Source organism: Megasphaera stantonii (genome assembly GCF_003367905.1).
Lineage (GTDB): Bacteria > Bacillota > Negativicutes > Veillonellales > Megasphaeraceae > Megasphaera > Megasphaera stantonii.
The window spans coordinates 192816-219193 of sequence record NZ_CP029462.1 but is presented as its reverse complement, the minus strand read 5'-3'; the positions used below and the strand labels follow the sequence as shown (position 1 = coordinate 219193).

The 26378-nt window shown below is 53.7% G+C and carries 22 protein-coding genes; 20 read left to right on the top strand and 2 right to left on the bottom strand.

Annotated elements, in window-relative coordinates; genetic code table 11:
• Window positions 1-230: 230 nt before the first annotated feature.
• Window positions 231-1781 (bottom strand): putative polysaccharide biosynthesis protein, encoded by a 1551-nt coding sequence (locus DKB62_RS00980; protein WP_087477024.1) that lies wholly within the window; start codon window positions 1779-1781, stop codon window positions 231-233.
• 248 nt (window positions 1782-2029) lie between these two features.
• On the opposite strand from DKB62_RS00980, the gene trkA reads away from it, so the two are divergent.
• From trkA to DKB62_RS00960, 4 genes are read left to right on the top strand one after another with little or no spacing between them, the layout of a single operon-like run.
• Window positions 2030-3376, top strand: coding sequence for a Trk system potassium transporter TrkA (gene trkA / locus DKB62_RS00975; protein WP_107196113.1), 1347 nt, complete (start codon window positions 2030-2032; stop codon window positions 3374-3376).
• Window positions 3377-3413: 37 nt separating this feature from the next.
• Complete coding sequence (locus DKB62_RS00970) at window positions 3414-4826, top strand: TrkH family potassium uptake protein (RefSeq protein WP_232818796.1); 1413 nt, start codon at window positions 3414-3416, stop codon at window positions 4824-4826.
• A gap of 15 nt (window positions 4827-4841) precedes the next feature.
• Window positions 4842-6293, top strand: a complete 1452-nt coding sequence (locus DKB62_RS00965; RefSeq protein ID WP_107196115.1) for a TrkH family potassium uptake protein — start codon at window positions 4842-4844, stop codon at window positions 6291-6293.
• Between the two features lie 46 nt (window positions 6294-6339).
• A complete protein-coding gene (locus tag DKB62_RS00960) occupies window positions 6340-7791 on the top strand; it encodes a TrkH family potassium uptake protein (RefSeq protein WP_107196116.1) in 1452 nt (483 codons plus the stop codon).
• A 73-nt stretch (window positions 7792-7864) separates the two neighbouring features.
• On the opposite strand, the gene DKB62_RS00955 is transcribed toward DKB62_RS00960, so the two are convergent.
• The gene (locus DKB62_RS00955) at window positions 7865-9475 is read right to left on the bottom strand and encodes a peptide chain release factor 3 (protein ID WP_107196117.1); all 1611 of its coding nucleotides are present in this window, start codon (window positions 9473-9475) and stop codon (window positions 7865-7867) included.
• A gap of 311 nt (window positions 9476-9786) precedes the next feature.
• Between DKB62_RS00955 and DKB62_RS00950 the strand changes: the two genes are divergently transcribed.
• The 16 genes from DKB62_RS00950 to DKB62_RS00875 all read left to right on the top strand — a co-directional run bounded on the left by DKB62_RS00950 (window position 9787) and on the right by DKB62_RS00875 (window position 26252).
• Window positions 9787-10215, top strand: coding sequence for an RrF2 family transcriptional regulator (locus DKB62_RS00950; RefSeq protein ID WP_087477018.1), 429 nt, complete (start codon window positions 9787-9789; stop codon window positions 10213-10215).
• Window positions 10216-10411: 196 nt separating this feature from the next.
• Window positions 10412-10999, top strand: coding sequence for a hypothetical protein (locus tag DKB62_RS00945; protein ID WP_107196118.1), 588 nt, complete (start codon window positions 10412-10414; stop codon window positions 10997-10999).
• A 312-nt stretch (window positions 11000-11311) separates the two neighbouring features.
• Entirely contained in the window at window positions 11312-12190 is an 879-nt protein-coding gene (gene glyQ, locus DKB62_RS00940; RefSeq protein ID WP_107196119.1) for a glycine--tRNA ligase subunit alpha, read from the top strand.
• Window positions 12191-14239 (top strand): glycine--tRNA ligase subunit beta, encoded by a 2049-nt coding sequence (gene glyS / locus DKB62_RS00935; RefSeq protein ID WP_107196120.1) that lies wholly within the window; start codon window positions 12191-12193, stop codon window positions 14237-14239. It abuts the gene before it with no gap.
• Between the two features lie 155 nt (window positions 14240-14394).
• Entirely contained in the window at window positions 14395-14958 is a 564-nt protein-coding gene (locus DKB62_RS00930; protein WP_095628928.1) for a hypothetical protein, read from the top strand.
• 112 nt (window positions 14959-15070) lie between these two features.
• Complete coding sequence (locus tag DKB62_RS00925) at window positions 15071-15997, top strand: DMT family transporter (RefSeq protein ID WP_087477013.1); 927 nt, start codon at window positions 15071-15073, stop codon at window positions 15995-15997.
• A 145-nt stretch (window positions 15998-16142) separates the two neighbouring features.
• On the top strand, window positions 16143-16484 hold the full coding sequence (rplS, locus tag DKB62_RS00920; protein WP_087477012.1) for a 50S ribosomal protein L19: 342 nt from the start codon (window positions 16143-16145) through the stop codon (window positions 16482-16484).
• 140 nt (window positions 16485-16624) lie between these two features.
• Complete coding sequence (locus DKB62_RS00915; protein ID WP_095628926.1) at window positions 16625-17896, top strand: manganese-dependent inorganic pyrophosphatase; 1272 nt, start codon at window positions 16625-16627, stop codon at window positions 17894-17896.
• A 75-nt stretch (window positions 17897-17971) separates the two neighbouring features.
• A complete protein-coding gene (pcrA, locus tag DKB62_RS00910) occupies window positions 17972-20173 on the top strand; it encodes a DNA helicase PcrA (RefSeq protein ID WP_107196121.1) in 2202 nt (733 codons plus the stop codon).
• Window positions 20174-20194: 21 nt separating this feature from the next.
• Window positions 20195-21595, top strand: coding sequence for a threonine/serine exporter family protein (locus tag DKB62_RS00905; protein ID WP_107196122.1), 1401 nt, complete (start codon window positions 20195-20197; stop codon window positions 21593-21595).
• Window positions 21596-21622: 27 nt separating this feature from the next.
• On the top strand, window positions 21623-23623 hold the full coding sequence (gene ligA / locus DKB62_RS00900) for an NAD-dependent DNA ligase LigA (protein ID WP_107196123.1): 2001 nt from the start codon (window positions 21623-21625) through the stop codon (window positions 23621-23623).
• Window positions 23624-23848: 225 nt separating this feature from the next.
• Window positions 23849-24292: a hypothetical protein gene (locus DKB62_RS00895; RefSeq protein ID WP_107196124.1), complete on the top strand. Its 444-nt coding sequence runs from the start codon at window positions 23849-23851 to the stop codon at window positions 24290-24292.
• Window positions 24293-24520: 228 nt separating this feature from the next.
• Window positions 24521-24931, top strand: a complete 411-nt coding sequence (locus tag DKB62_RS00890; protein ID WP_107196125.1) for a peptide deformylase — start codon at window positions 24521-24523, stop codon at window positions 24929-24931.
• 2 nt (window positions 24932-24933) lie between these two features.
• A complete protein-coding gene (locus DKB62_RS00885; protein ID WP_107196132.1) occupies window positions 24934-25542 on the top strand; it encodes a methyltransferase domain-containing protein in 609 nt (202 codons plus the stop codon).
• Window positions 25529-25999, top strand: a complete 471-nt coding sequence (locus DKB62_RS12905) for a DUF1653 domain-containing protein (RefSeq protein WP_107196126.1) — start codon at window positions 25529-25531, stop codon at window positions 25997-25999. The genes DKB62_RS00885 and DKB62_RS12905 overlap by 14 nt, the downstream gene beginning before the upstream one ends.
• A complete protein-coding gene (locus tag DKB62_RS00875) occupies window positions 25983-26252 on the top strand; it encodes a hypothetical protein (protein ID WP_107196127.1) in 270 nt (89 codons plus the stop codon). The genes DKB62_RS12905 and DKB62_RS00875 overlap by 17 nt, the downstream gene beginning before the upstream one ends.
• Window positions 26253-26378: the final 126 nt, after the last annotated feature.

Genomic DNA, 26378 nt, shown 5'->3' with positions numbered 1-26378 from the left:
TCAATTCGAGATATTGTGCTTTTTCCATGCGGAACGATTCCCGGATCGTTTTATGACTTTGCCGGGTGTTCAGTTCTTCGGTGTGGGGGCCAGCTTCCTTTGCGATATAAGTTTACACAGGTTCTCTTAAATTTATAGGGATAACGCATAAAAAGTACCCTCCTTACTGGGGTGTCCAGTAAAGAGGGTACTTATCATTTACTGATAGTTTGATTGATGAGATATACTGTTTAAAAGAACCGGCCTATGAAGGGCATCTTTGCGGCGTCTTCTCTGGTTACGCCGCCGGTCAGGGCCATGAGGCCGATGTAGATTGCCGAGCCTAACAGGCAGGTCAGGAAGAGGCTGAGGAACAGGCCGATGTGCAGATAGAGGAAATCGTAGACGAAATACATGATGACGCCCATAATCGCGGCAGAAACGACGTTCTTTACGATGATATTGGCGTGAATGATATAGCCCGTATGGCGGTAGATGAAAAACAGGTTCAGGGCGGCGGCGACGCCGATGTCGGCTACAGTCGCATAGGAGGCGCCGGTGATGCCGAAGGCCGGAATGGCGACTAAGAACCAGTTGCAGGCCACCTTGGCCACGCAGGCTACGGCCATGTTGATGACCGGGATTTTAGGCTTCTTTAAGCCCTGGAGGATAGCCGTCGTGATCTGATGCAGGCCGAGGAAGCAAATGGCGATGGCAACGGCTCTCGTCGCATCCGTCGCAGCCGGCGCGTTGTAAATAAAGGTGACGACGGGCTCGGCCATGACGTAAAGCATGACGCTGAAGGGAATCGTCACGAGAAAGGAGATGCGCATGGCGCTGGCCGTGCGCTCGTATATTTCGTCGAAATTTTTCAGCGTAAAGCTGTGGCTGATGGCCGGCACGAGGCTCATGGCCATGGCCGCCGTCAAAATTGTCGCCAAGTTGATGAGGGGCACGGACATGCCCGTCAGATAGCCGAACAATTCCGTCGCCTGGGCCGTAGCGTATCCTGCGACTTCCAGACGGCGGGGAACGATGAGCAAATCCAGGTTCGACACGACGGGAAGCATGATGCTCGATAAGGAGATGGGCACGGCCAGGACGACGAGGCGCTTTAAAATATGCCGGATGTCTTCCTTCGGATATACAGGGCCGTCCGAGGGCAGGGAGCGCTTCAGCTTATAATAGTAATAAATTAAGACGAGCCAGGCTGCCAGACCGCCTGCGCCCGCGCCCAAGCTGGCGCCGCCTGCGGCGTAGTCGAGGCCGTAAGGCAGGAGCAGGGCCGCAAAGCCGAGCATGACGACGACGCGGACCAGCTGCTCTACGATTTGGGATAGGGCTGTCGGAGTCATTTGCTGCCAGCCCTGCAAATACCCGCGGTATCCGGCAATGACCGTCGTGAAGAAGATAGCCGGCGCTAAGGCGATGAGCGAATAATAGGCACGGCTTTCACGGATGATCTGTTCGTCGATGAGGAACTCCGCGCCGAAGAACATGAGGATGCTGAGAAATAAAGCCGTCGTGCACAGCATGGACAAGGACACGCGGAAGATGCGCTGTGCCCCGAGATAGTCCTGCTTCGCTACCTTTTCCGCCGTAATGATGGAAATGGCGATAGGGAGGCCGGCGCTGGATACGTCCAGTGCCAGCAGATAAATAGGGAAGGCCATTTGGTAAATGCCAATGCCTTCGCCGCCGAGAATACGGGATAAGATAATCCAGTTGATGCTGCCGATGGCTTTGACGACAAAGCCGGAAAGCGTCAGAATCAAGGTCCCCGATACGAACTTATTAGCCATGATAACCCTCTTGTTTCATAATTTTTACATGATATAACAAACAACTAATTTTATCATATTTAGCCTGTTGTTGCTAGAGATACAGGCTTATCCATGTAAAATTTCCGGCGATTGTCTGTTCGCTTCTAGCCACGGCAGTGCTTTTATGATATAGTAGCGTAGACAGTGAATGCAGTATAACATACACTGCCTAATGTGCTGCTATAATCAAAGCAGCATGAGCATTTTTACGATACAGAGGTGAGCATATGCGCATAGTAGTTGTAGGCGCCGGCAAGCTGGGATACAGCATTGCCGAGCTGTTGTCAAACGAGCAGTTCGACGTCGTCGTCGTAGACCACGATGAGGAGCGGCTGGAAGTCGTCAAAAATACCTTAGACGTCCTGACTGTCCATGCCAACGGCGCCAGCCCGATTACGATGAACAATCCCGACATACAAGGCTCGGACGTCCTCGTCGCGGCGACGGCTATCGACGAAGTCAATATGGTAGCTTGTATTCTGGCGAAGAAGCACGGCATTGCCTATACAGCGGCCCGTATCCGGGATATGCAGTTTTTATCGGAAGCAAAAGATTATTTAAAAGAAAATTTCGATATCGATTTGATGCTGAATCCGGAGCTGATTACGGCCCAGGAAATCAACCGCATTATCATGACGCCGGCGGCGCTGAACGTAGAGGATTTTGCCAACGGCAAGGTGCGCTTGTTTGAAACCAAAGTGCGGCGCCGTTCTCCCTTGGTCAATATTCCCTTCAAGGATCTGGAAATTCCGCCGTCTATACTGGTCGGCATGATTTTCCGGGACCACCGCATGATTATCCCTCACGGCGATGACCAGCTTCTGCCTCATGACAACGCGTATTTTATCGGCGACCCCAAGGCGATCGAGAAATTCAGCGTGAATTTTGTGCAGAGCGACACGAAGCGGGTAGAGCGGGCCATCATCATCGGCGCTGGCCGGACAGGACGCTTTCTCGCCCCCATGCTGGACAAGCAGGGCGTGCAGGTCAAGATTTTCGACAAAAACAGGGAACGGTGCCTGCTGGCGGCGGAAAAAATGGACAACGGCATCGCTATCTGCGGCGACGGCACGGACCTGAACCTGCTGGAGCAGGAAGGCATTGCCGAAGCGGACGTCGTCGTGTGCATTACAGACGACGACCGCCTGAACCTCATGCTGGCCCTGATCGCCAAGCATTTCGGCGCGAAGAAGACCATCGTCCGCGTATCGCGGGCTGAATATACGGACCTGATGGAAAAGGTCGGCGTCGACATCGTATTGTCTACGCGCCTCTTGTCGGCCAGCGAAGTATTGGCCTTCGTCCGCCGCGGCGGCGTCGTGTCTGTTTCCCTCTTGGAGGGGGCTAAAGCCGAAGCTGTCGAAGTCATCGTTCAGGACGGCGCTCCTGTAGCCGGCAAACGCCTCATGGACGTCCGGCTGCCCAGGGAATGCCTGGTATGCGCTTACGTGCGCGGTGAAGACGCCTTTATTCCAAACGGCCAGTCGGCGCTGATGGCCGGCGACCGGGTTATCTTGTTTATCCAGACGACGCATTCCAAGGAAGTCATGAAATATTTCAAAGGCAGGGATTGAGATGCACATGTATTTGTTTTTCTTCCTTCTGGGAAGGATGGCAATTCTGAACGGCCTGGCCTTTTTGATTCCCCTGCTGTGCGCCTTTTCCTGGGGAGAGCCGGCGTATTTGTATTTCGGCCCTTCCATGGCAGTCACGCTGGTCTTGGGCGGGCTGATGATGGGATTCGGCCGCCGGCACAGCAAGCAGCTGGGCGTTGCCGGCGGCGCCTGGTACATGGTTCTCGTATGGGTCATGCTGGGAGGCGTCGGCATGCTGCCGTATCTATTTTCCGGTGCTTTACCTGTCGCCGACGCGTTTTTTGAAAGCATTTCGGCCTATACGACTGTCGGCCTGTCCTGCGCCGTCGGGCCGGCCGGCGATGTGCCCCGTTCGCTGGTCTTGTGGCACGGCCTGATGGAATGGCTGGGCGGCTTGAACTTCATCCTGCTGATGGTGACGATTATTCCTCAGGTCAGCGGCTGCTTCGGCCTGACCTTGTCCGTTCATCAGAGCATCAGCTTCAGCCCCATGCTGGGGCGCATGGATATTGCGGCCCGCCAGGTAGGGAAGATATACGCGGCCATTACGGTCCTGTCTATCCTGGCTTATTTGCTGGCCGGACTGTCCTTGTTCGATGCCTGCACGAGCGCTTTTCGCAGCATATCGACGAGCGGCGACGCGCCATTTTCCTTCATGTCCGGCGGCAATCCGGCCCTGGAATGGGCCTGCGCCTTTTCCATGCTGTTGGCCTGCGGCAATTTCCTGCTGTATTGGAAAAGCTTTGAGCGGCGGGACCTCAGGTCGGCCTTTCAGGATACGGAGCTCCGCGTGTTTTTAGGCGTCTTGCTGGGGACGGCCCTTCTCGTGTCCTTCCACTTGTGGAAGATGGGCGTGTACGACGGGGCAGACAGCCTGCGGTTCGGATTTTTCCACGTCCTTTCCTTTTATAGTACGAGCGGTTTTATTACGGCCGACGTTTCGGCATGGCCTGATTTTGATAAATTTATCTTATTGCTCATCGTCTTTGTCGGCGGCTGTATCGGCTCGGCGACGGGCGGCCTGCGGGTCATGCGGTTTATCGTGCTGTTCAAGATAGCGGCTCAGGAAATGCGCCATCTCCTGCATCCGCGCATGGTCATCAGCTTAAAGGTCAGCGGCGTTCCTGTCGATATGAAGATCATCAGCCGGGTTCTCAGCTATTTTTTCTTATTTATGGCTGTATTTTTCGTATCGACGATTATCATCTCGTTGTCCGGCATGACGCCCTTGCAGTCCATGGGGGTCGCGGCGGGCTGCCTGACCAGCGCCGGCGCGACGGCCCACTTGTTCGGCGTCGTCGAATTTTCCGCAGAACCGGCCTGGCTGAAGGCCTACTGCGCTTTTTTGATGATTCTGGGACGATTGGAAATCTTTTCCTTTCTCATCGTGCTGCAGACGGCAGCCCAGGCCTTTAAGCGCCGTTGGTAGGAGGCGTCGCGTTAAATGGATTTGAAAATAGTATGGTATGTATTAGGCCGGCTGTCCTGGGCCTACGGCTGCGGCATGGTCCTTCCCCTGGCCGTGTCCTTGTGGTATAGTGAAAGCAGCGTATTCGCCTTTGCCGTCGCCATCAGCGTGTGCCTGGCCTTGGGCAAGGGCCTGACGGCATACGGAACGGCGCCTGCCGGTGAGGTTACGAACCGCGAGGGCATTGCGATTACGGCCTTAGGATGGATTATGGTCATGTTTTTGGGCATGGTGCCCTATGCTGCCGGCGGCTATTTGTCTGTGCTGGACGGCATATTCGAGTGCATTTCCGGCTTGTCCGGCACGGGGGCGACGGTCATTCCCGATTTGGAAATCATGCCGCAGGGCATTTTGCTGTGGCGGTCCCTGACCCATTGGTTCGGTGGTCTCGGCATCATCGTTATCTTTATCGCCTTATTTCCTCAGTTGGGGCGGGGGACGGTTCATATGTTCAACGCCGAGAGCACGGGGCCGACGTCGGACCGGAACGTGCCGCGCGTAAAGGAAATGGCTAAAGCCCTGTTCTGCGTGTACGTCGTATTTACGACGGCGGCTACGCTGGCCTGCATGGCCTGCGGCATGTCGTTCCTCATAGCGCTGAACCATGCCTGCTCGACGATTGCGACGGGCGGCTTTTCCCCTTATAACACCAGCGTGGCCTATTTCGACAGCCCGCTGATCGAAGGGGTGCTGGCCTTTTTCATGATGATTTCCAGCGCCAACTTCGGCATGTACGTGGCGGCGTGGAAGCGGGGGCCCAAGGTCATCCTGCACGATACGGAATTTCGCACCTATGTCGGCCTCGTCGCCGCGGCGACGGTGCTGATGGCGGCCAATTTGGCCTCTGCGCAGGGCTGGGCGTGGAGCGAAGCGTTCCGCCAGTCCTTTTTCCAGGCTGCATCCTTGTCGTCGTCGACGGGGTTCATTTCCAGCGATTTCGACAAATGGCCGGCCTTTTCCCAGTTTATCCTGGTCTTTCTCATCTTTGTCGGCGGCTGCGCCGGCTCGACGGCCGGCGGGCTGAAGGTGACGCGCCTCATGCTGCTGGCCAAGACGATCGTCCTGCGCATACGGCAGAAGATGCACCCGCACCTCGTCCTGCATGTCCGCTCCAACGGGGAGGACTTTTCCGAAGACGTACTGTACGGCGTAGCCCGGTTTTTCTTCGTATATGTCATGCTGGACATATTGTGGACCGTGCTGCTGGTCTTCGACGGCATTCCCATTTTTGACGCCCTGGGCGTAGCTATCACGACGATGGGCAGCTGCGGGCCGAGCTTCGGCCTGTTTGGGGCGACGTGCACCTATGCGGATATGCCCTCGTTCAGCAAGGCCGTCGTGTGCCTGTCCATGCTCATGGGAAGGCTGGAAATTTTTCCCGTCCTGGCCCTGTTGATGCCGTCGTTTTGGAAGCGCCGCGTCTGGTAGGTTTGCCGCCGTGCGGCCAGCAGAGAATTTCAACGAAAGGATGCCTATGGATTTACATGTCGTATGCCGGTTTTTAGGAAAAATTTCATTTATCCAGGGACTGACTATGCTCATCCCGCTGGGCATCGCTTTCTGGTGCGGCGAAGAGAGCGCCGTGCCCTTTATCCTGACGATCGGCGCGGCCGTGGCCGTGTCCTTTCTGTGCCAGCGCCGGGGACACGTCCGGACGAAGGCCCTGACGATACGCGAAGGCATTGCCATTACCGGCCTGGGCTGGCTGCTGGCGACGGGCCTGGGCATGCTGCCCTATGTATTGGGCGGGTACTTGGGAATCCTCGACGGGCTCTTTGAAAGTATTTCCGGGTTTACCGGCACGGGGGCGACGGTCATTGAAGACCTGGAGGTGCTGCCGAACAGCATCCTCTTTTGGCGCAGCATGACCCATTGGCTCGGCGGGCTGGGCATCGTCGTCATCTTTATCGCCCTGCTGCCTGAAGCGGGACAGTCGACTATGTCCATGTACAACGCCGAGGTGGCCGGGCCGACGCGGGAGCGCGTGCTGCCCCGCCTTCACGATATGACGAATGTCTTATTCCGCATGTATTCCGGCTTTACCCTCATCGCCCTGGTTATTTTCCTCCTGTGCGGCATGGATTTTATCAATGCCCTGAACCACGCCTTGTCGACTATTTCGGCCGGCGGGTTTTCAACCTTTAGTGCCAGCGTGGCCCATTTCGACGATCCTGTTGTAGAAGGGTGGATTACCTTTTTCATGATACTGGCCGGCGGAAACTTCGGCTTGTACTATCAGGTGTATCAAAAGGGGCCCGGCGTCTTGCGGCGGAACACGGAATTTAAGGCCTATTTGCTCATATTAGGCGTTGTGACGCTCCTCATCATGCTGAATTTGGCCTATGCCTTCGGCGGCGAGTGGACGACGGCCTTCCGATACGCCTCGTTCCAGGTTGCATCCATTGCGACGACGGGCTTCGTATCGGCAGATTATGACACGTGGCCGGCCTTTTCCAAGCTGCTGCTGCTCTTTCTCATGATCTGCGGCGGCTGTGCCGGTTCGACGGCGGCGGGCCTCAAGGTATCCCGCGTCGTCATCTTGGTCAAGGCCCTGTGGATTACGGCCTTTCAAAAGGTTCATCCCAACATGGTGCGCCGCGTAGAAATCAACGGCCATTACGTCGGCGACGATACAGTCGTCCGCGTGAGCCAGTTTTTCTTTTTGTACATGGCCTTTATCGTATTATGGGCGCTGCTGCTTACGTGGGACGGCGTGAACATTTTCGATGCCGTCGGCATCAGCGTCAGCACCATGGGCTGCATCGGCCCGGCCTTTGGGATTACCGGCGCGACGTGTACGTATGCGAATTTGTCTGATTTTGCAAAAAGCATTCTGTGCTTGTCCATGCTGCTGGGCCGGCTGGAAATCCTGACCTTGCTGGTCATGTGCCGGCGCAGCTTCTGGAAATCCAAGGGCATGTGGTAACATATAAAAACAAACACCTTCTCGGTGCTGTGGTCAGCATGAGAAGGTGTTTTTATTATGCAGATATTATTTATTATTCTTCGTCGTCATCGAGGGCCAGCTCATCGGGCGTCGTGCAGAACGTAATGTCCGGATTGCGCTCGCAAATCCAGTTGGTCTGCCATTCGTTGGCGATGAGCAGTACCAATCGCTGCTTGTGGTCCTTGACCAGCATGGCGCTGTCGACGTTTTTCAGTTCCCTGTATTCGTGGCCGTTCAGCTGGAGCCAGCGGGCGACCGTAAAGGGCAGCATGTTCATTTCCAAGTCTACGCCGTATTCGTGCTTGAGTCGGTATTCCAGCACTTCAAACTGCAGCTTCCCGACGGCGCCGACGATGTAGCTTTCCATGGAGCCGAGATTTTCATAAATCTGGACGGCCCCTTCCTGAGCCAGCTGGGTCATGCCCTTGAGGAACTGTTTGCGCTTCATCGAGTCCTTAGCCCGGATGCGGGCGAACAGCTCCGGCGGGAAGGTCGGGAAATCCTTGAAGGTGACCTTTTTCTTTCCGGCATAGAGGGTGTCGCCGACGCCCATGGTGCCGTTGTCGAATACGCCGATGATGTCGCCGGGGTAGGCGTCGTCGATGATCGTTCGCTCCGTCGCCAGGAACTGCTGAGGCTGCATTAAACGCAGCGTCTTGCCCGACTGGCGATGGGTGACGGACATGCCTTTTTCGAACTTGCCGGAGCAGATGCGCATGAATACGACCCGGTCATGATGCTGGGGATTCATGTTGGCTTGAATTTTGAAGACAAAGGATGTGAACTGATCCGACTCGGGATCCACTACGCCTTCCAGACATTTTCGAGGCTGAGGCTTGGGAGCCATTTCCAGGAATTTTTCCAGGAAGGGCTTGACGCCGAAATTGGTCATGGCCGAGCCGAAGAACATAGGCGTCAGCTGGCCCTTTTTTACTTTTTCCATGTCGAAGCTGTCGCCGGCCGCGTCGAGGAGCTCGATGTCGTCTATCAGGGACTGGTGAATTTCTTCGTCGAGGAGGTCCTTGAAAATGGGGTCGTCGGCAGAACCCTTCGTCGAAGCCAGTTTGCGCTGGCCGTGAGACGTGTCCTTTTCAAACAGCTCGATGGAGGCCGATTCCCGGTCGTAAATGCCTTCGTAGTTGCCGTTGATGCCGATAGGCCAGTTCATGGGGTAGGCGTGGATGCCGAGGATGTTTTCGATTTCGTCCATCAGGTCGAAGGGATTTCGTCCGAAATGGTCGATTTTATTGACAAAGGTAAAGATAGGGATGCCTCTGTCCTTACAGACGCGGAACAGCTTTTTCGTCTGCGCTTCGACGCCCTTTGCCACGTCGATGAGCATGACGGCACTGTCGGCTGCCATAAGGGTGCGGTACGTGTCTTCGCTGAAGTCCTGATGGCCCGGCGTGTCGAGTATGTTGATGTGATGGCCTTCGTAGTCAAACTGCAGGACCGAACTGGTGACGGAAATGCCGCGCTGCTTTTCGATTTCCATCCAGTCGGACACGGCGTGTTTAGCCGTTTTTCTCGCTTTGACTGATCCGGCTAAATGGATTGCGCCTCCGTACAGCAACAATTTTTCCGTAAGCGTCGTCTTGCCAGCATCAGGATGGGAGATGATGGCAAAGGTACGGCGATTATTTACTTCGTCAACTAAAGACATATTCCACCTCATTTATACAATAAACCTAAAATACAACTGGTAATAATTATATAAGGTTTTTATCGGCCGTGCAAGAGGCGGCTTTCGTTTGCGGCCGCCGGCTGATACGGGAGGGGGAGGCATATGAAACAGGCGCCAAAAGGACAATTATTTTGTAAAAAAAATGATGAAAAATAATGAAGAATTTAGTATAATAGTAACTATATAAAGTACTATTAGAGTGGATTGTAAGGAAAGAAGGCGAATCTGCGCTGTACTAAAACAGGTAAACCGTAAGACAAGAATTACATCAAAGTAAAAGGGGATTCAACGTGATCATTACAAGAGAAACTGATTATGCTGTAAGAATTTTACGTTCTTTAATTAACCTGCGGCTGAAAAACATCCGGGAAATCAGCGATGAACAGCTCATACCGCGGCAGTTTGCATATAAAATTTCCAAGAAAATGGAACGGGCCGGATACATCGAAATTATCCGCGGAGCCCAGGGCGGCTGCCGGCTGGTAAAGAATCTGCATGATATTACGTTGATGGATTTGATTCAGGTCATGGACAGGGAAAATATGCTCAGCAACTGCCTGGACGAGGGGTTTGTGTGTCCCTACCGCGAACGCAACGGCGGCGACTGCGGCCTTCATACGTCTTTCGGGCAGCTGCAGGAACAGCTGACGGCGTATTTTTCCGGCGTCAATTTGTACGACCTCGTCAGCGGTACGTGTCAGAATCAGAAATTGAAATAAACCGGCAATCGTCGGTTTATTTTCCCCAATTTAATTCGATTAATATAATCCAATACATAGCTTTCGCGGCGGCATATATGGATTTTACATAAGAGGAGCAAGTTTTCGCCTTGCTCTTTTTTGCGTTTTTAGTGTAATATAATATATACAGTATTGTAATATAGTAATGCCTAGATATTGAAATGGAGAGTGTACTATGAAATTAAAGAAAATTGCTGTCGTATGTTTGGCCGGACTGGTCATTGCCGCGGCCGCGCCTGTCGTTTCGACGCCGGTCTTTGCCGCCCGCGGCGGCGTGCGCGTGTCGGCTCCCAAAGCCTTGCCGTCGGGATCGAAGGGGACCGTCCGAAACAACACGACGAACAGAACGACGAATAATCAGACCAATCAGCAGGCCCGCCAAAACGCGCAGCAGGCCAATGCCCGCACGAATACGCAGACCCGGACGAACCAATCGTCGGGCTGGGGCAGTGCCATGCGCAATATCGGCTTGCTGGCCGGCGGCATGTTTTTAGGCAGTATGCTGAGCAGCTTGTTCGGCTGGGGGAATATGGGCTTTATGGCTGATATTCTCGGCGTTATGTTCAATATCATCCTGCTGCTGGTTATCGTATCCCTTATTTCTCACTTGTGGCGCAAGTTTAGAGGCAAAAAGAATACCTCCGATGACGACGCCTACCGCCGCGGCTATGAAGCGGCCATGCGGGAAGAACGATTCCGCCATAAGGGCATGACCATCGACGTAAAGCCCATTGATGATGACAAGGAGGACCGCCGCCGGTAAGTGGGACTGCCAGGCATGGATTTCTGCTTGCCCTTTTTGTACTTTTATGCTATGATAATTGGCATGAAGTACGGCGATGCAGGAGAGGAAGTAAGCACGATGCCAGCGAGATAAGGACGGTGTGAGCTTATCGTTTGGTGCTGAAGGCGCTCCGAAGGCCGCGGCAGGAAGTCACCGCTAGGTGATGCGTATGGCCGGCAAATGAAGCGGGTCTTTCGACCAACCAGGGTGGAACCGCGGGTAATGGATACTCGTCCCTGTAACATTTCACGATGTTACAGGGACTTTTTGTATTATTAGGAGGGAAAACGAATGAATTTTCAGGATATGATTTCTGCTTTGAAAGAATTTTGGTCCTCCCAAGGCTGCATCATTTATGAACCCTATGATTTAGAAAAAGGGGCAGGCACCATGAATCCGGCTACGTTTCTGCGGACGCTCGGTCCCGAACCGTGGCACGTCGCCTACGTAGAACCGTCCCGCCGTCCTGCCGACGGCCGCTACGGCGACAACCCGAACCGCTTGTACCAGCACCATCAGTTCCAGGTCATCTGCAAGCCTTCGCCGGACAACATCCAGGAGCTGTATTTAAAGAGCCTGGAAACCTTGGGCATCAACCCGAAGGAACACGATATCCGCTTTGTCGAAGACAACTGGGAATCGCCGACCTTAGGCGCCTGGGGCCTCGGCTGGGAAGTCTGGCTCGACGGCATGGAAATCACGCAGTTTACGTACTTCCAGCAGGTAGGCGGCATCGACGTCGCTCCCGTTTCGTCGGAAATTACATACGGCATGGAACGTCTGGCCATGTACATTCAGGGCGTAGAAAACGTCTACGACTTGAAATGGAACGACGACGTGACGTACGGCGATATTTTCCATCAGAACGAAGTGGAACAGTCGACGTATTCCTTTGAATTGAGCGACTCCGATTTGCTGTTCCACCTCTTTGACCAGTATGAAAAAGAAGCTATGCGGGTCATTAAAGCCGGCTTCGTCATCCCGGCTTACGACTACGTGCTGAAATGTTCCCATACGTTTAACCTGCTCGACGCCCGCGGCGCTATCAGCGTCAGCGAACGGGCCGCCTTCATCGGCCGGGTCCGCAACATGGCCCGGGCCTGCGCCAAGGCCTATTTGGAACAGCGGGAAAAACTGGGCTTCCCCATGTTGAAAAAGGAGGAAAACTAAATGAGCAAAGACGTATTACTTGAAATCGGCACCGAAGAAATCCCGGCTCATTATATGCCGAGCGTCCTCTCGCAGGTACAGCAGCTGGCTGCTGATAAATTGAATAAAGCGAACATCGCCTATGAAACTATCCGCGCCGTCGGAACGCCGCGCCGCGTAGCCCTCCTCGTCAAGGGCGTCGCGGAAAAGCAGGCCGATATTTCGTCTAAGAACAAAGGGCCGTCCGTCAAAATCGCTTACGACAGCGACGGCAATCCGACGAAGGCCGCCATGGGCTTTGCCCGGGGCCAGAAAATCGCCGTAGAAGACCTGGTCGTAGAAGACGGCTACGTCTACGCCAACGTTACCAGCATCGGCGCGGAAACGGCGGGCCTCTTGCCTGATATTTTGACCGGCATTATTACGGGATTGGGCTTCCCCAAGAGCATGCACTGGGGCTCTCTGGATTTCCATTTTGTCCGCCCGATCCGCTGGCTTGTGGCCCTCTTCGGCGACGACGTCGTTCCCTTTGAATTAGCCGGCGTCAAATCCGGCCGGATAAGCCGCGGCCACCGCTTCCTCGGCACAGGCGATTTCGAAATTCCTTCTATGGCCGCCTATGAACGCACGGCGAAGGAACATTTCATCATCGTCGACCCGGAAGAACGAAAAGAACTGATCTTAGCAGGGCTGCAGAAGCTGGCCGATGAAAAAGGCGGCACGATCATCATGGACGACGACCTGCTGGAAGAAGTCATTTTCCTCGTCGAATACCCGACGGCCTTGTGCGGCGAATTTGACGAAGACTACCTGAAGCTGCCCGAAGCGGCGATCATCACGCCGATGAAGGACCACCAGCGGTATTTCCCCATGCGCGACAAGGATGGCAAGCTCATGAACCTGTTCCTGACGGTTCGCAACGGCGACGACTACCATCTGGAAACGGTGCAGCACGGCAACGAACGGGTACTCCGGGCCCGCCTTGACGACGCCAAGTTCTTCTTTGAAGAAGACAAGAAGCATAAGCTCGTCGATTACGTAGAAAAATTGAAGAAAATCGTCTTCCAGGACGGCCTCGGCACGCTGTACGATAAGGCCCTGCGCCTGGAACAGATCACGGTGTTCCTCAATCAGAAATTAGATCTCGGCTTGTCCGACGAAGCCTTGAAGCGGGCGTCCCTGCTGGCTAAGGCCGACCTGGCTACGCAGATGGTCATGGAATTTACGGAATTGCAGGGCGTCATGGGCAAGGAATACGCCATGATCGACGGCGAAGGAGAAGACGTCGCCGAAGCCCTTACGGAACAGTATCAGCCGCGCTTTGCCGGCGACGAACTGCCGCAGACTGATATGGGCAAGGTCCTCGGCCTGGCTGATAAATTCGACACCATTACGGGCATGTTCAGCCGGGGCTTCATCCCGACGGGCTCCCAGGACCCCTTCGCGCTGCGCCGTCAGACTATCGGCGTCCTGAACATCCTCATGGATGCCGGCTGGAACCTGAACTGCCATGAAGTATTCGCCTTCGTCCTCGACCTTCTCCAGGTGGATAAGGACAAACAGATGGAAGTCATGGGCCAGCTCAACGATTACTTCGTCCTGCGCCTGAAAAACATCTTCCAGGACAAGGGTGTGGATTACCATATCATCGACTGTGTCCTCAGCGACGATACGCTCAACGCTGCCAAGGCCGCCCGCCGCGCCCAGGCCCTCATCGACGCCGACCTCATGGGCAAGACGGAACTGCTCCAGGCCTTTACCCGCGTAGGCAACATGATCAAGGATGCGGAAGACACGACTGTCGACGCTTCCTTGTTTGAAACGGACGAAGAAAAGGCGCTGTACGCCGCCTGCCAGGCTATGGAATCGGGATTGGCCCAGGCGTACGCCGTTTACGATTACGCCGCTGCGGCTGATATCCTGTCCGAAGGCATCGGCGCTATCAACGATTTCCTCGACAACGTCCTCGTCATGCATGAAAATGCGGCCGTAAAGGAAAACCGCATCCACCTGCTGACCTTGACGTACAGCCTCATCAGCCCCATCGGCGACATCAAGAAGCTGTCGTAAGGCTATTGTCACAGCTTCTTTACAATTAGGCATGGACGAGCGTCCTTCCTTGTGTTTTAAAATTTATATGTGATATAATACATAGCAGGTGCGGTCTATTCCCGCATCTGCTATTGCCTTATGAAAATAAGCTTGGCGTAAAGGAGTGACTGCTTATGAATATGAAAAAAATCGCCTTAGTACTGGCGGGTATCGCATGCGTGGCCGGTTCGACGTCGTTTGCCGCCGACACCATGACGATTAAGAGCTCAAATAGAGACAGCTATGCGGAAGTATTAGTATATAAAGCCAAAGACGGCGACTACTATCAATATTACAACAGCATGTACGGCTACGTCGTCGATATCCCGAAATCGGCTACCCAGGCCGATATGAACGAAGGCGGCGACGGCTGCTATTTCCAGGATCCGAAGGACGACGCCTTGTTTATGACTTACGCGGCGAAAAATGCCCTGAATTTCTCCATCGACGAATTATGCAACATGGATATCGGCGTCAACGGCTCGCCTGAGCTGACCATGAACGTGCGCACGAAAAACAGCTATGCCATCGCCTGGACGGACGGCGCGAAATCGTATTATCATGAATTGTTCTTAAACGAAAAGAATCAGACCTACACGGCCTTTTCCGTCGTATATCCGACAGAAAAGAAAGATAAATACGACAAGATCATTTCCCACATGACGCGCAGCTTTGTGCCGAACGGCGTAAAGATGTAACAGGGCGCGGAAGCGCGTAAACGGGCATGCCTGAAACAGAAGAGGGCGTGCCCTTTTTTGTGCGCCTGCACTTTTTTGCGCGCCTGCAAGGGAAGAAGAGAGGAGACTGGACGTGGCACATTCTGCGACAAAAGGCCATATAGCGGCGCTGCTGACCGTATTTATTTGGGGGACTACCTTTATATCGACGAAGGTCCTGCTGGCTGATTTTCAGCCTGTAGAAATTTTATTCTTCCGCTTTGTCATGGCCTATACCGTGCTGTGGTGCTGCTGTCCCCGGTGGTTTCACATGTCGGGATGGCGGGAAGAGGCGACCTTTGCCGCCGCGGGATTTACGGGAATCTGTTTGTATTATTTATTGGAAAACATCGCCCTGACCTATACGATGGCGTCGAACGTCGGCGTCATTTGTTCCGTATCGCCCTTTTTTACGGCCATGCTGGCGGCTGTATTCATCAAATCGGAGAAGCCCCTGACGCCGCAGTTTTTCATTGGATTTTTTCTGGCCATCGCCGGTATCTGCCTGATCAGCTTCAACGGCTCGGCGATGGAGCTCAACCCGCTGGGCGACATGCTGGCCGTGCTGGCGGCCGTCGTATGGGCCTGCTATTCCATTTTAATTAAGAAGATCAGCCGTTTTGACTATCCCGTCCTCTTGACGACGCGGCGGACTTTTTTCTACGGCATCTTGTGGATGATTCCGGCCTTATATCTCTTTGACTTTCAATGGGCGCCGGCCCGCTTTGCCGACGGGATCGTCATTTTCAACCTCTTGTTCCTGGGGCTGGGGGCGTCGGCTTTGTGCTTCGTTACCTGGAGCAGCGCCGTGGCGATCTTGGGAGCTGTGAAGACCAGCGTCTACATTTATTTGCTGCCCGTCGTCACGGTGGCCACGTCGGCTGTCGTCCTCCGGGAACCGGTTACGACGATGACCGTTGCCGGCACGGCCCTGACCTTGCTGGGGCTGGCCTTGTCGGAGGGGAAATTAGGCCGGGCGGCCCATGATAAAATAGAACATGTACATGCGAAATCAGAATAGCGGAAAATCAAAGGCCTTTCTTGAAATACCCTGCGTAACATGCTATAATTGTTTTCGTTAATTTAGGCAGTCCTCTGTTCGTTTTACGATTGTCGTGTGTTGGGCGGCAACGGGGAACACGAATGTCTTATAGGAGGAAAAAAAGATGAATATTATCAGCGTACTTGAACAAGAACAGCTTCGCAGCGACATTCCTGCATTCCGCCCTGGCGACACCGTCAAGGTTCATGTAAAGGTTGTCGAAGGTAACCGCGAACGTATCCAGATTTTTGAAGGCGTCGTCATCGGCCGTCAGAACGGCGGTGTCCGCGAAACCTTCACCGTTCGCCGCATTTCCTATGGCGTAGGCGTAGAACGTACTTTCCTGGTACATTCCCCGCGTCTGGCTAAAATCGAAGTCGTTCGCCGCGGTATCGTTCGCCGTGCAAAACTGAACTACCTCCGCGGTCTGACAGGCAAAGCTGCCCGTATTCGCGAACGTCGGTAATTCCCAAGCAAGAACACATAAAACAAGGATTGGATATATTCCAGTCCTTGTTTTTTTACTAGATACCGCGTCCGGCATATGATATAATATATTGAGTGCCAATCTAATGAAAGTCATAATTATGAATGAGGTGATGTATTGTGGCAAAACAGATTTTTGTTACAGGACATAAAAATCCGGATACGGATTCGATTTGTTCTTCCATTGCATTTGCAAAATTACAGCAATTAAAAGGCGTCGACGCAGTCGCTGTCCGCGCCGGTGACATCAATAAAGAAACGGCTTACGCCCTGGATTACTTCCACGTAGAAGCGCAGCCCCTGGTCAAAGATTTTTACGTAAAGGTCGGCGAAGCGGTCCGCAAGGACGTCGAAGCTCTGCCGTACAGCGCCAGCCTGAAGGACGCGGCGAAATGGTTTGCCGATCACGACAGCGACGTAGCGCCTGTTGCGGAAAACGGCAATTTTGTCGGCGTATTGTATAAGTCCAGCTTAGCCGGCGAATTCGTCAAGACTGTATTGGGCGAAGAACTGAGCACGGTAAAGAGCCTGGTGCAGGACGCCGCTACGATATTCAGCACGTCGGACAACGGCCATGACGTTCCGGCTGAAGGCCGCTACGTCGTCGTCGACGACGGCAAGTACGTCGGCATGGTCTGCGCAGACTGCGTAGCCGCCGTAGAAAAGAGAAAAGTCATGCTCGTCGACCACAACGAAAAGAAGCAGATCATCGACGGCATCGACGAAGCTGAAATCATCAGCGTTGTAGACCATCACCGCATCGGCGGCACCTTGGCGACGGAAGGCCCGATTTTCATTTTGTTCCAGCCCGTCGGCTGCACGGCTACGATCGTAACGTCCCTGTACGAACAGGCAAACATCGCCATTCCGAAGGAAATCGCCGGCCTGCTCCTGTCGGCCGTTATTTCCGACACCGTATTGTTCCGCTCGCCGACCTGCACCCAGCAGGATCGGGAAACGGCTGAAAAGCTAGCCGCTATTGCCGGCGTAGACCTGCAGGCTTACGGCATGGACATGCTGAAAGCCGGCGCCAACGTATCCGATTTGACGCCGGATCAGATCGCTCAGAACGACATGAAGGAATTCTCCGACGGCAGCGTAACCTTTACGATTTCCCAGGTACAGGTCATGGATACGACGGATTTGCTTGAACAGAAGCAGGTCCTCCTCAACGCCCTGGAAAAAATGCGTTCGGCTAAAAACTACGCCGCTTCGTTCCTCATGATTACAAGTATTATCGACGAATCGACGAACCTCATTTTCGCCGGCAACATGGACGCCGTCGTAGGCAAGGCCTTTGCCAAGGACGTTCTCGACAAGGAAGTATACCTGCCCGGCGTTATGAGCCGTAAGAAGCAGATCGTCCCGCAGATTTTGGCAGCTCTGAAATAAGCCTTTACCCGTATATGAACCAAAGCCTCATCTTCCCGGTGAGGCTTTTTTACTGATTATGGCAAAGGAGTTTGTATGAATCCTATTTTAGATACATTGAACGACCGGCAGCTCGAAGCGGTGCAGCTGACCGAAGGGCCGCTGCTCATCACGGCCGGCGCCGGGTCGGGGAAGACGAAGGTACTGACCTGCCGCATTGCCTACCTGCTGGAGAAGGGCGTGTCGCCTTATGCCATCCTGGCGATTACCTTCACCAATAAGGCGGCCAAGGAAATGCGGGAACGAGTGGAAAAGCTGGTCGGCCCGCGGGCTGAAAGCATGTGGATCAGCACCTTCCATTCGTTCTGCGCTAAATTGCTGCGCTTTGAAATCGACGGCCGCTTCGGCTATACCCGCAATTTTACGATTTACGATACGACGGACCAGATGACGCTCATTAAGGACTGCCTGAAGCAGGTCAATCTGGACGACAAGCAGTTTCCGCCCCGGTCCGTCCTGGGGACGATTTCGTCGGCGAAGAACGCCCTGATGGACGCCTATGAATTTACCGGCCGGGCCGATGATTTCTACGCCCAGAAAGTCGCCGAGGTATATACGCTGTATGAAAAGAAGCTGAAGGAAAACAACGCCATGGATTTCGACGACCTGCTGCGCCTGGCCGTGCGCCTGCTGCAGGAATGCGAAGACGTGCGGGAAAAATACCAGAACCGCTTTCAGTATATCCTCGTCGACGAATACCAGGATACGAACCACGCCCAGTACACGCTGACGAAGTTGCTGGCCCAGAAATGGCGCAACATCTGCGTCGTCGGCGACGCGGACCAAAGCATTTACGCCTGGCGCGGCGCGGACATCCGCAATATCATCGACTTTACGCGCGATTATCCCGACGCGGCGTCTATCAAGCTGGAGCAGAACTATCGCTCGACGAAGACTATTTTGAACGCCGCCAACGCCGTCATCGACAACAACGAAAGCCGGCCGAAGAAGGTCTTGTGGACGGAAAATCCGGCAGGCAATAAAATTATTCACTACCATGCCCAGACGGAGCACGACGAAGCCGATTACGTCGCCGGCGTCATTTATAACCGCCACGAAATCGGAAACGAGCCCTACGGCGACATGGCGATTTTATTCCGTACCAACTCCCAGTCCCGCGTGCTGGAAGAAAAGCTCATGCGCTACGCCATTCCTTACACGATGGTCGGCGGGACGAAGTTCTACGACCGCAAGGAAATCAAGGATGTCATCGCCTACCTGCGCCTGCTGTATAATCCTGAAGACAGCCTGAGCCTCATGCGGGTTATCAACGTGCCGAAGCGAAACATCGGCGCGACGACGATAGAGCATCTGGCCGACTACGCCGAGCAGAACGGCATTTCCCTCTTTGAAGCCTTGTCTTCGACAGACGATATTCCGGCCATTACGAAGCGGGCCAGGGCGTCGCTGGAAGAGTTTTCTATCATGATCTTCGAGCTGCTCAACCACGTCGACGAATGGGACGTACAGACCCTTATCGAAGAGACCATCAAGCAGTCCGGTTACGGGGCCATGCTCGATAAGGACGCCGAGCACGACGTGCAGGGCGAAAGCCGCAAAGAAAATGTCGGCGAGTTCCTTTCCGTCGCCAAGGATTACATGGATTCCAATCCCCAGGGGAATTTGCAGGATTTTCTGGAAAATATCGCCTTGGTCAGCGACGTCGACGAATTTGAGGGCAGCGAGTCCAAGGTGACGCTCATGACGCTGCATGCCGCAAAGGGGCTGGAATTCCCCGTCGTCTTTCTCGTTGGCCTCGATGAAGGACTGTTCCCGCACAGCCGCACCCTCATGGATTCGTCGCAGGTGGAAGAAGAGCGCCGCCTAGCTTACGTCGGCATTACGCGGGCCGAACGGCAGCTGTACGTGACCAACGCTTCGACGCGGACGATGTACGGCCGCATATCGGCGTATTTGCCCAGCCGTTTCTTAACCGAAATCCCGGCGGAGCTCATAGAAGAATTCCGCCGCAAGACGGCCATGCCCCAGCAGTCGCCGTCCGTGCCGGGACGGCAGCGCGTATCGATTCTGTCCAAGCCCGTGGCGACGACGCTGCCGAAAAAGCATGCCGTCGACACGTCCTTTGCCGCCGGAGATAAGGTGCGCCATAAGATTTGGGGCATCGGCACCGTCCTGGAAGTCATCGGCGAAGGGCAGAACATGCAGATGAAGATACAATTTCCGACGAAAGGCGTCCGGCAGGTCGTCGTCAAGTACGCGCCGCTGGAAAAGGCCTAGCAGGAAGCGAGGAGACAGACTATGACCAAGGGCTTGGAAACGGCCATGTCGTCTATCGACATTTGTTCGGCCAGACAAGCTACGATTAAGGATAAAATGGAAATGGTGCTGGATATCGGCCAGCTGCTCATGGAGAGCGGCGGCGATTCAAAGAGCATCGTCAGGGACATGCTGCGGGCGGCGGCCTATTTAGGGCTGCATTGGAAGCATTTGAACTTCCACATGACCTATACGACGATTATGGCCAATTACGACGGCGAGAAGAAATCCTATACAGTGTTTCGGAAATGCCGCATTCACGGCATCAACATGACGACGATTGCCGACGTCAGCCAGCTGTCCTGGCGGGCCTTGGAACAGAAATATGAAACGGGGACCTTTAAGGCCGACCTGGAAGGCATGAAGGAAAAAAGTATGTGCCGCCATTATCCCCAGTGGGCGACGTCGTTGGCGGCGGGCATTGCCTGCGGCGGGTTCTGCAAATTATTCGGCTGTGACTGGGTTGCCTTTGTCTATACGGCCCTGGCGGCCTGCATCGGCTTTTGGGTGCGCCACGGCTGCAACCGCTTCGGCGTCAACCCCTACATCAGCATCGCCGCGTCGGCCTGTATCGCGACGGCTGCGGCCTATTGGACGCAGGTACTGCCGGGATCGGCAACGCCATGGTTTCCCATGATTGCCTGCATGCTGTTTCTCGTGCCGGGCGTGCCGCTCATCAACTCCTTTGACGACCTCATGAACAACTACATCGTATCGGGCATGACCCGGGCCATGAACACGATGCTCGTCGTCCTGGCCATGACCTTCGGCATCGTCGGGGCCATCAGCCTGTGTCAGATTCCGGCCTATTCGACGTACGACATCGTACCTGACAGCATCTATGGCTCTCAAGCTATCGCCGCAGCGCTGGCGGCCATGGGGTTTTCCGTTATCTTCAATATCCCGCCGCGCCTGCTGCCCGTCGCCGGCATCGGCGCCGTCATGGCCGTCGGCACGCGGAATATCCTGGCGATTGGCTTTGACGTTCCTATGGCTTGGGCCTCCTTTTGGGGGGCGGCCCTCGTCAGCGTCGTCGGCTTTAAGCTTGCCGGTCGCCTTCGCGCTCCCCGGTCCGTCGTAACCGTCCCTGCCGTCATTCCCATGATTCCAGGCGTCCTCATGTACCGCCTGCTCATCGGCATTTTTTATATTCCCTCCCTGGACCCGCAGGGGCTGCTCACGGCCATACAAAGCGGCGTTCAGGCCTTTATGATTATCCTGGCTATCGCCTTGGGCGCTACGATTCCCGACATGATCGCCCATCAGTTTATCGAGCGGTCGAAGCACCAGCGTCTCTGCCATCTGCTGGCCGTCGCCCGTTCTGGTGAGGACAGCGCCTTTGAAATCGAAACGGATATAGACCAGGCCAGCAACTTGAAATAGCTGCGCATATTTTTACAGGAGGCACGTATGGATGATGTAAAGCAAAAAGCACGTCTCTTAGAGCTGCGTCACATAATTGATGAACTGAGCTATCAGTATTATACACTGGACAAACCGACCGTAACGGACTACGAGTACGACATGATGTACCGCGAATTGGAAACGATTGAAAAGGCCCATCCCGAATGGGTGACGCCCGATTCGCCGACACAGCGCGTCGGATCGAAGATTTCCGGCGGCTTTGAAAAATACACGCATGACCAGCCCATGCTCAGCTTAGGCGACGTGTTCAACGACGCCGAGCTCATGGAATTCGACCAGCGCGTCCGCAATGATTTAGGCGGCGAAGCGCTGGAATACGTCGTCGAGCTGAAAATCGACGGGCTGGCAGTCAACCTCATTTACGAGTACGGCCAGTTTGTCCGCGGCGTCACCCGCGGCGACGGACGGGTCGGCGAAGACATTACGAACAACGTCCGTACCATCCGGACGATTCCGCTGCGCATCGACAACGATTCGCCTCATATTGAAATCCGCGGCGAAGTGTACATGCCCATCGAGTCCTTCGCTCAGCTCAATGCCCAGCGCCGCGACGACGAGCTGGAGCCCTTTGCCAATCCCCGCAACGCCGCGGCCGGCTCGCTGCGCCAGCTCGATCCGCGCATTACGGCTCAGCGCAAGCTGGCGTTCTTCGCCTATGCCCTGGGCGGCAACGTCGGCGTGGAAATCCACAGCCAGGAAGAGCTGCTTGCAGACCTAAAGGCCTTCCGCTTCCAGGTCAATCCGGAATACTGCAAATGCAAAACCATGGAAGAAGTCATCGCCTATATTCACAGCTGGGATGAAAAGCGCGATACCTTGCCTTACGCGACGGACGGCATGGTCGTCAAGGTAAACTCCTTTTCCCAGCAGGAGCGGCTGGGAAATACCGTCAAGATTCCCCGCTGGGCCATCGCCTATAAATTCCCGCCGGAACAGGCGAAGACCAAGGTGCTGGGAATTTCCGTTTCCCTCGGCCGTACAGGCGTCCTGACGCCGGCGGCAGATCTCCAGCCCGTTCATTTAGCCGGCACGACGGTCAAGAGGGCGACGCTGCATAACGAGGACTATATCAAGGAAAAGGACATCCGCATCGGCGATACGGTCATTATCCAGAAGGCCGGCGAAATCATTCCCGAAGTCGTACGGGCCGTCGTATCGGAACGGGACGGCTCCGAACGGGAATTCGTCATGCCCAGCACCTGTCCGAGCTGCGGCGGTCCCGTCGTGCGCAAGGAGGGGGAAGCGGCGACGCGCTGCATCAATCCCGATTGCCCGGCTGTCGTCGGTGAGAAAATCGCTCACTTCGTGTCGCGCAACGCCATGAACATCGACGGCTTGGGCGACGCCATCGTGCAGCAGCTGCTGCAGAACCACTTGATTCACGACGTGTCCGACATCTACACGCTGAAAAAAGAAGACCTCGTCGAGCTCGAAGGCTTCGGTGAAAAATCTGCAGACAACCTGCTTAAAGCCATTGAAGCCAGCAAATCCGTCGGCTTGGCCCGCGTCCTCTTCGCTCTGGGCATCCGCTTCGTCGGCGCCAAAGCCGGCCGTATTCTGGCCGAATGCTTCGGTTCCGTCGAGGCTCTCATGGCCGCGTCGGCAGACGACTTGACGGCTATCGATGAAATCGGCCCGCGCATTGCCGAAAGCGTCGTCGCTTATTTTGGTGATGAAAAGAACCGCAGCCTCGTAGGCAAGCTTGCGTCGTACGGCGTTGACATGACCGCGGAAAAACGCCAGCTCATCAACACATCCTTCGACGGAGAAATCGTCGTCCTGACCGGTAAGCTCCAGACCATGACCCGGAAGGAAGCGGAACAAGCCGTAGAATCCCGCGGCGGCAAATGTACCTCGTCGGTTACGAAAAAGACGACCCTCGTCGTCATCGGCGCCGATCCCGGCAGCAAATACGAAAAAGCCCGTCAGTTAGGAACTCATATTATCACCGAAGAAGAATTCCAGGACTGGCTGTTTAGAGAATAGAATATATCAGTAAAAGAACGCAGCCCCTATAGTATGGGGGCTGTTTTCTTTGTGCGCTGTGAAATGTTAAGTAGTTTATGGTTTAGTAAATCGTGATTGACTAAAATATAACTAATGGTATATTAATCATATGAAGAAGTTTATTGAATTATAAATAAAGCATAAGCACTTGTTTATCAATGTATATGATATAAATAATATATATCAGTAAGGGGTGAAGCCTTCATGGGACATGAATTCTTACGTTATGTATATAATGAAAATATTTACAACATACAGGATAAATTTACGCGCTTGTTTATAAAGCAAGGAACGATGGGCGGTGGGAACACACAATATGGAATTTGTATTGATGAAAACATAGAAGGTCAATACCGTAGGCCGTGGGAGTATTGGTACAGAAAACCAAATTGCGCAATTAGCGTCGAAGAAGATCGTTCTGGGGCTTTACTTGAATGGATATTTGGTACATTCAATGTGAAAAATGAAAATGAAGCATATGATACAGCAAGCCGCCAGGGTGAGTTTGAACATTGGGGAGAGAATATCTATCCAGTTGCCGTTATAGATGATTTCTTGAGAAATGTGTATGAAGTATATAAAAATCTGATATGTCATCCTGAAAAATACGTACGAAGATACTATTCTGAACCAATTGCGGGTAATTGAATTATATGACATATCGGATAATAGGGGCATTTTATTTGATAAATTATATAAAAGCAGTTATGATATTCAATGTGAGTTTTTGATCCAACATATTGGGATTATTACAGATTTTTATCTGGCCTTTTATAAAGCTTTGACAGAGGTACGAAATGCTGAGCCGCAAGCTGTAAAATTTGTAATCAGCGGCCCATGATAATAAAAAATTAAAAGAATTAGAGGAACTTGACTATGATTAAACCAATCGTAAGAGATATATTCTTTTTAGGACAAAAGGCTGAACGGGCTGTTAAAGCCGATATGGCTGTTGGCCGGGATTTATTGGATACGCTGCAGGCGAATTGCGATCGGTGCGTAGGCATGGCGGCGAATATGATCGGCGTGCGGAAAGCCGTCATCGTCGTTCATATGGGCGCGGCTGATATCGTCATGTTTAATCCCGTCGTGCTGAAGAAGGAAGGACCCTATGAGGCGGAAGAAGGGTGTCTGTCGTTGGACGGCGTCCGCAAGACGACGCGGTATGAGTATATCGAAGTGGAATTTTACGATATGAGCTGGAAGAAGCGGCGGCAGAAACTGCGCGGCCTGCCGGCTCAGATTTGCCAGCACGAACTGGACCACTTGGAAGGGATATTGATTTGACGATGACCGATAGCGAATGGGATAAAATATTGCAGATTAAGACGACGGGGCGGGACGATACCCACGCCGACGTGTACCGCTACCCTTATGAGCCGACGCCCTATTCGGTGCTGGAGCGGCTGGCTAATGCCGGTTACATACGCAAGGGCAATACCCTTCTCGATTACGGATGCGGCAAGGGGCGCGTCGATTTCTTTCTGTCTTGGCAGACGCGCTGCCACTCTGTTGGCGTTGAGTACGACGAGCGGATTTACGAAAAGGCGATAGAGAACCTAACGTCAGGAACTGCTTCGGGACGAGTATCCTTCTTGCTGGCTAATGCCGAGCACTTTGCCGTGCCGGAGACAGTAGACCGCATTTACTTTTTCAATCCCTTTTCCCTGCAAATACTGCAGAAAGCCATGAGCCGCATTCTGGCGTCGTATTATGCCGCGCCGCGGGACATACTGTTGTTTTTCTATTACCCCTCCGATGAGTATATGGCCTATTTGCTGGCTTCTGACGAACTGACGGTATTCGATGAAATCGATTGTCGTGACTTGGAAGGAAATAACGAGCGGGAGCGGATTGTTATATTTGCATTGAAAGGAATGGATTATGGGGAAGATTAAAATTATACAGAAACATATAGATACAGATGCCGGCTATGCCTTTGGTGACGTCTTTGACATTGCCGCTGCGGGGGACGAAGGCGTGACGATTGTCACTGCCTCAGGCAAAACCGTTTCTCTGCGCCGCGGCGACTACATAGAGGTTGCGACAGAGCCAGAGACGCCGGAAGAGGATGTGCCCGTACGGGATATCTGCGCCGGCGACATCGTGCGCCATTTCAAGAGGGAATGGGTACCGGCTGACACGTCGGAATATTTGTACAAGGTACTGGCTTTTGCCCAACATACGGAGACGGGCGAGCGGCTCGTCGTGTATCAGGCCTTATATGCGCCCTTTAAGATATGCGCCCGGCCGTACGCCATGTTTATGAGCGAAGTAGATCATGACAAGTATCCCGCAGCGTCGCAGAAATACCGTTTTGAGAAAGTGGTGGCGGCTCATGGCGACGAAGACTGATGAATTATACGAGCTCCTGCTGAGCAAGGGATATCCCCAGCCCTTTTGTCAGGAAATTGCCTATCATACGCTGAACACGGATTTTACGGCGATGCAGATGATTGGTTATTTATATCGGGTCAGCGAGCCGAGTCTGGAAATGGTCGTCGACGAGATGCTGGCTATTGTCAGCGATAGGGACCGTCTGATTCGGAAGAAGGAAACGGAACGGGCGCAGGCAGTCATTAACGATGTGTATACGAATGGTTTATAAGAAAACCGACAGAGAGAGCTTGTGGAAACGCAGGCTCTTTTTTACGCTGCAGTCGGACAGCAGTTGTAGGCTGCCCGTGTTGTGGATTATAATAAAATAAAAAAAGTCTTGCTGCATATGACGATT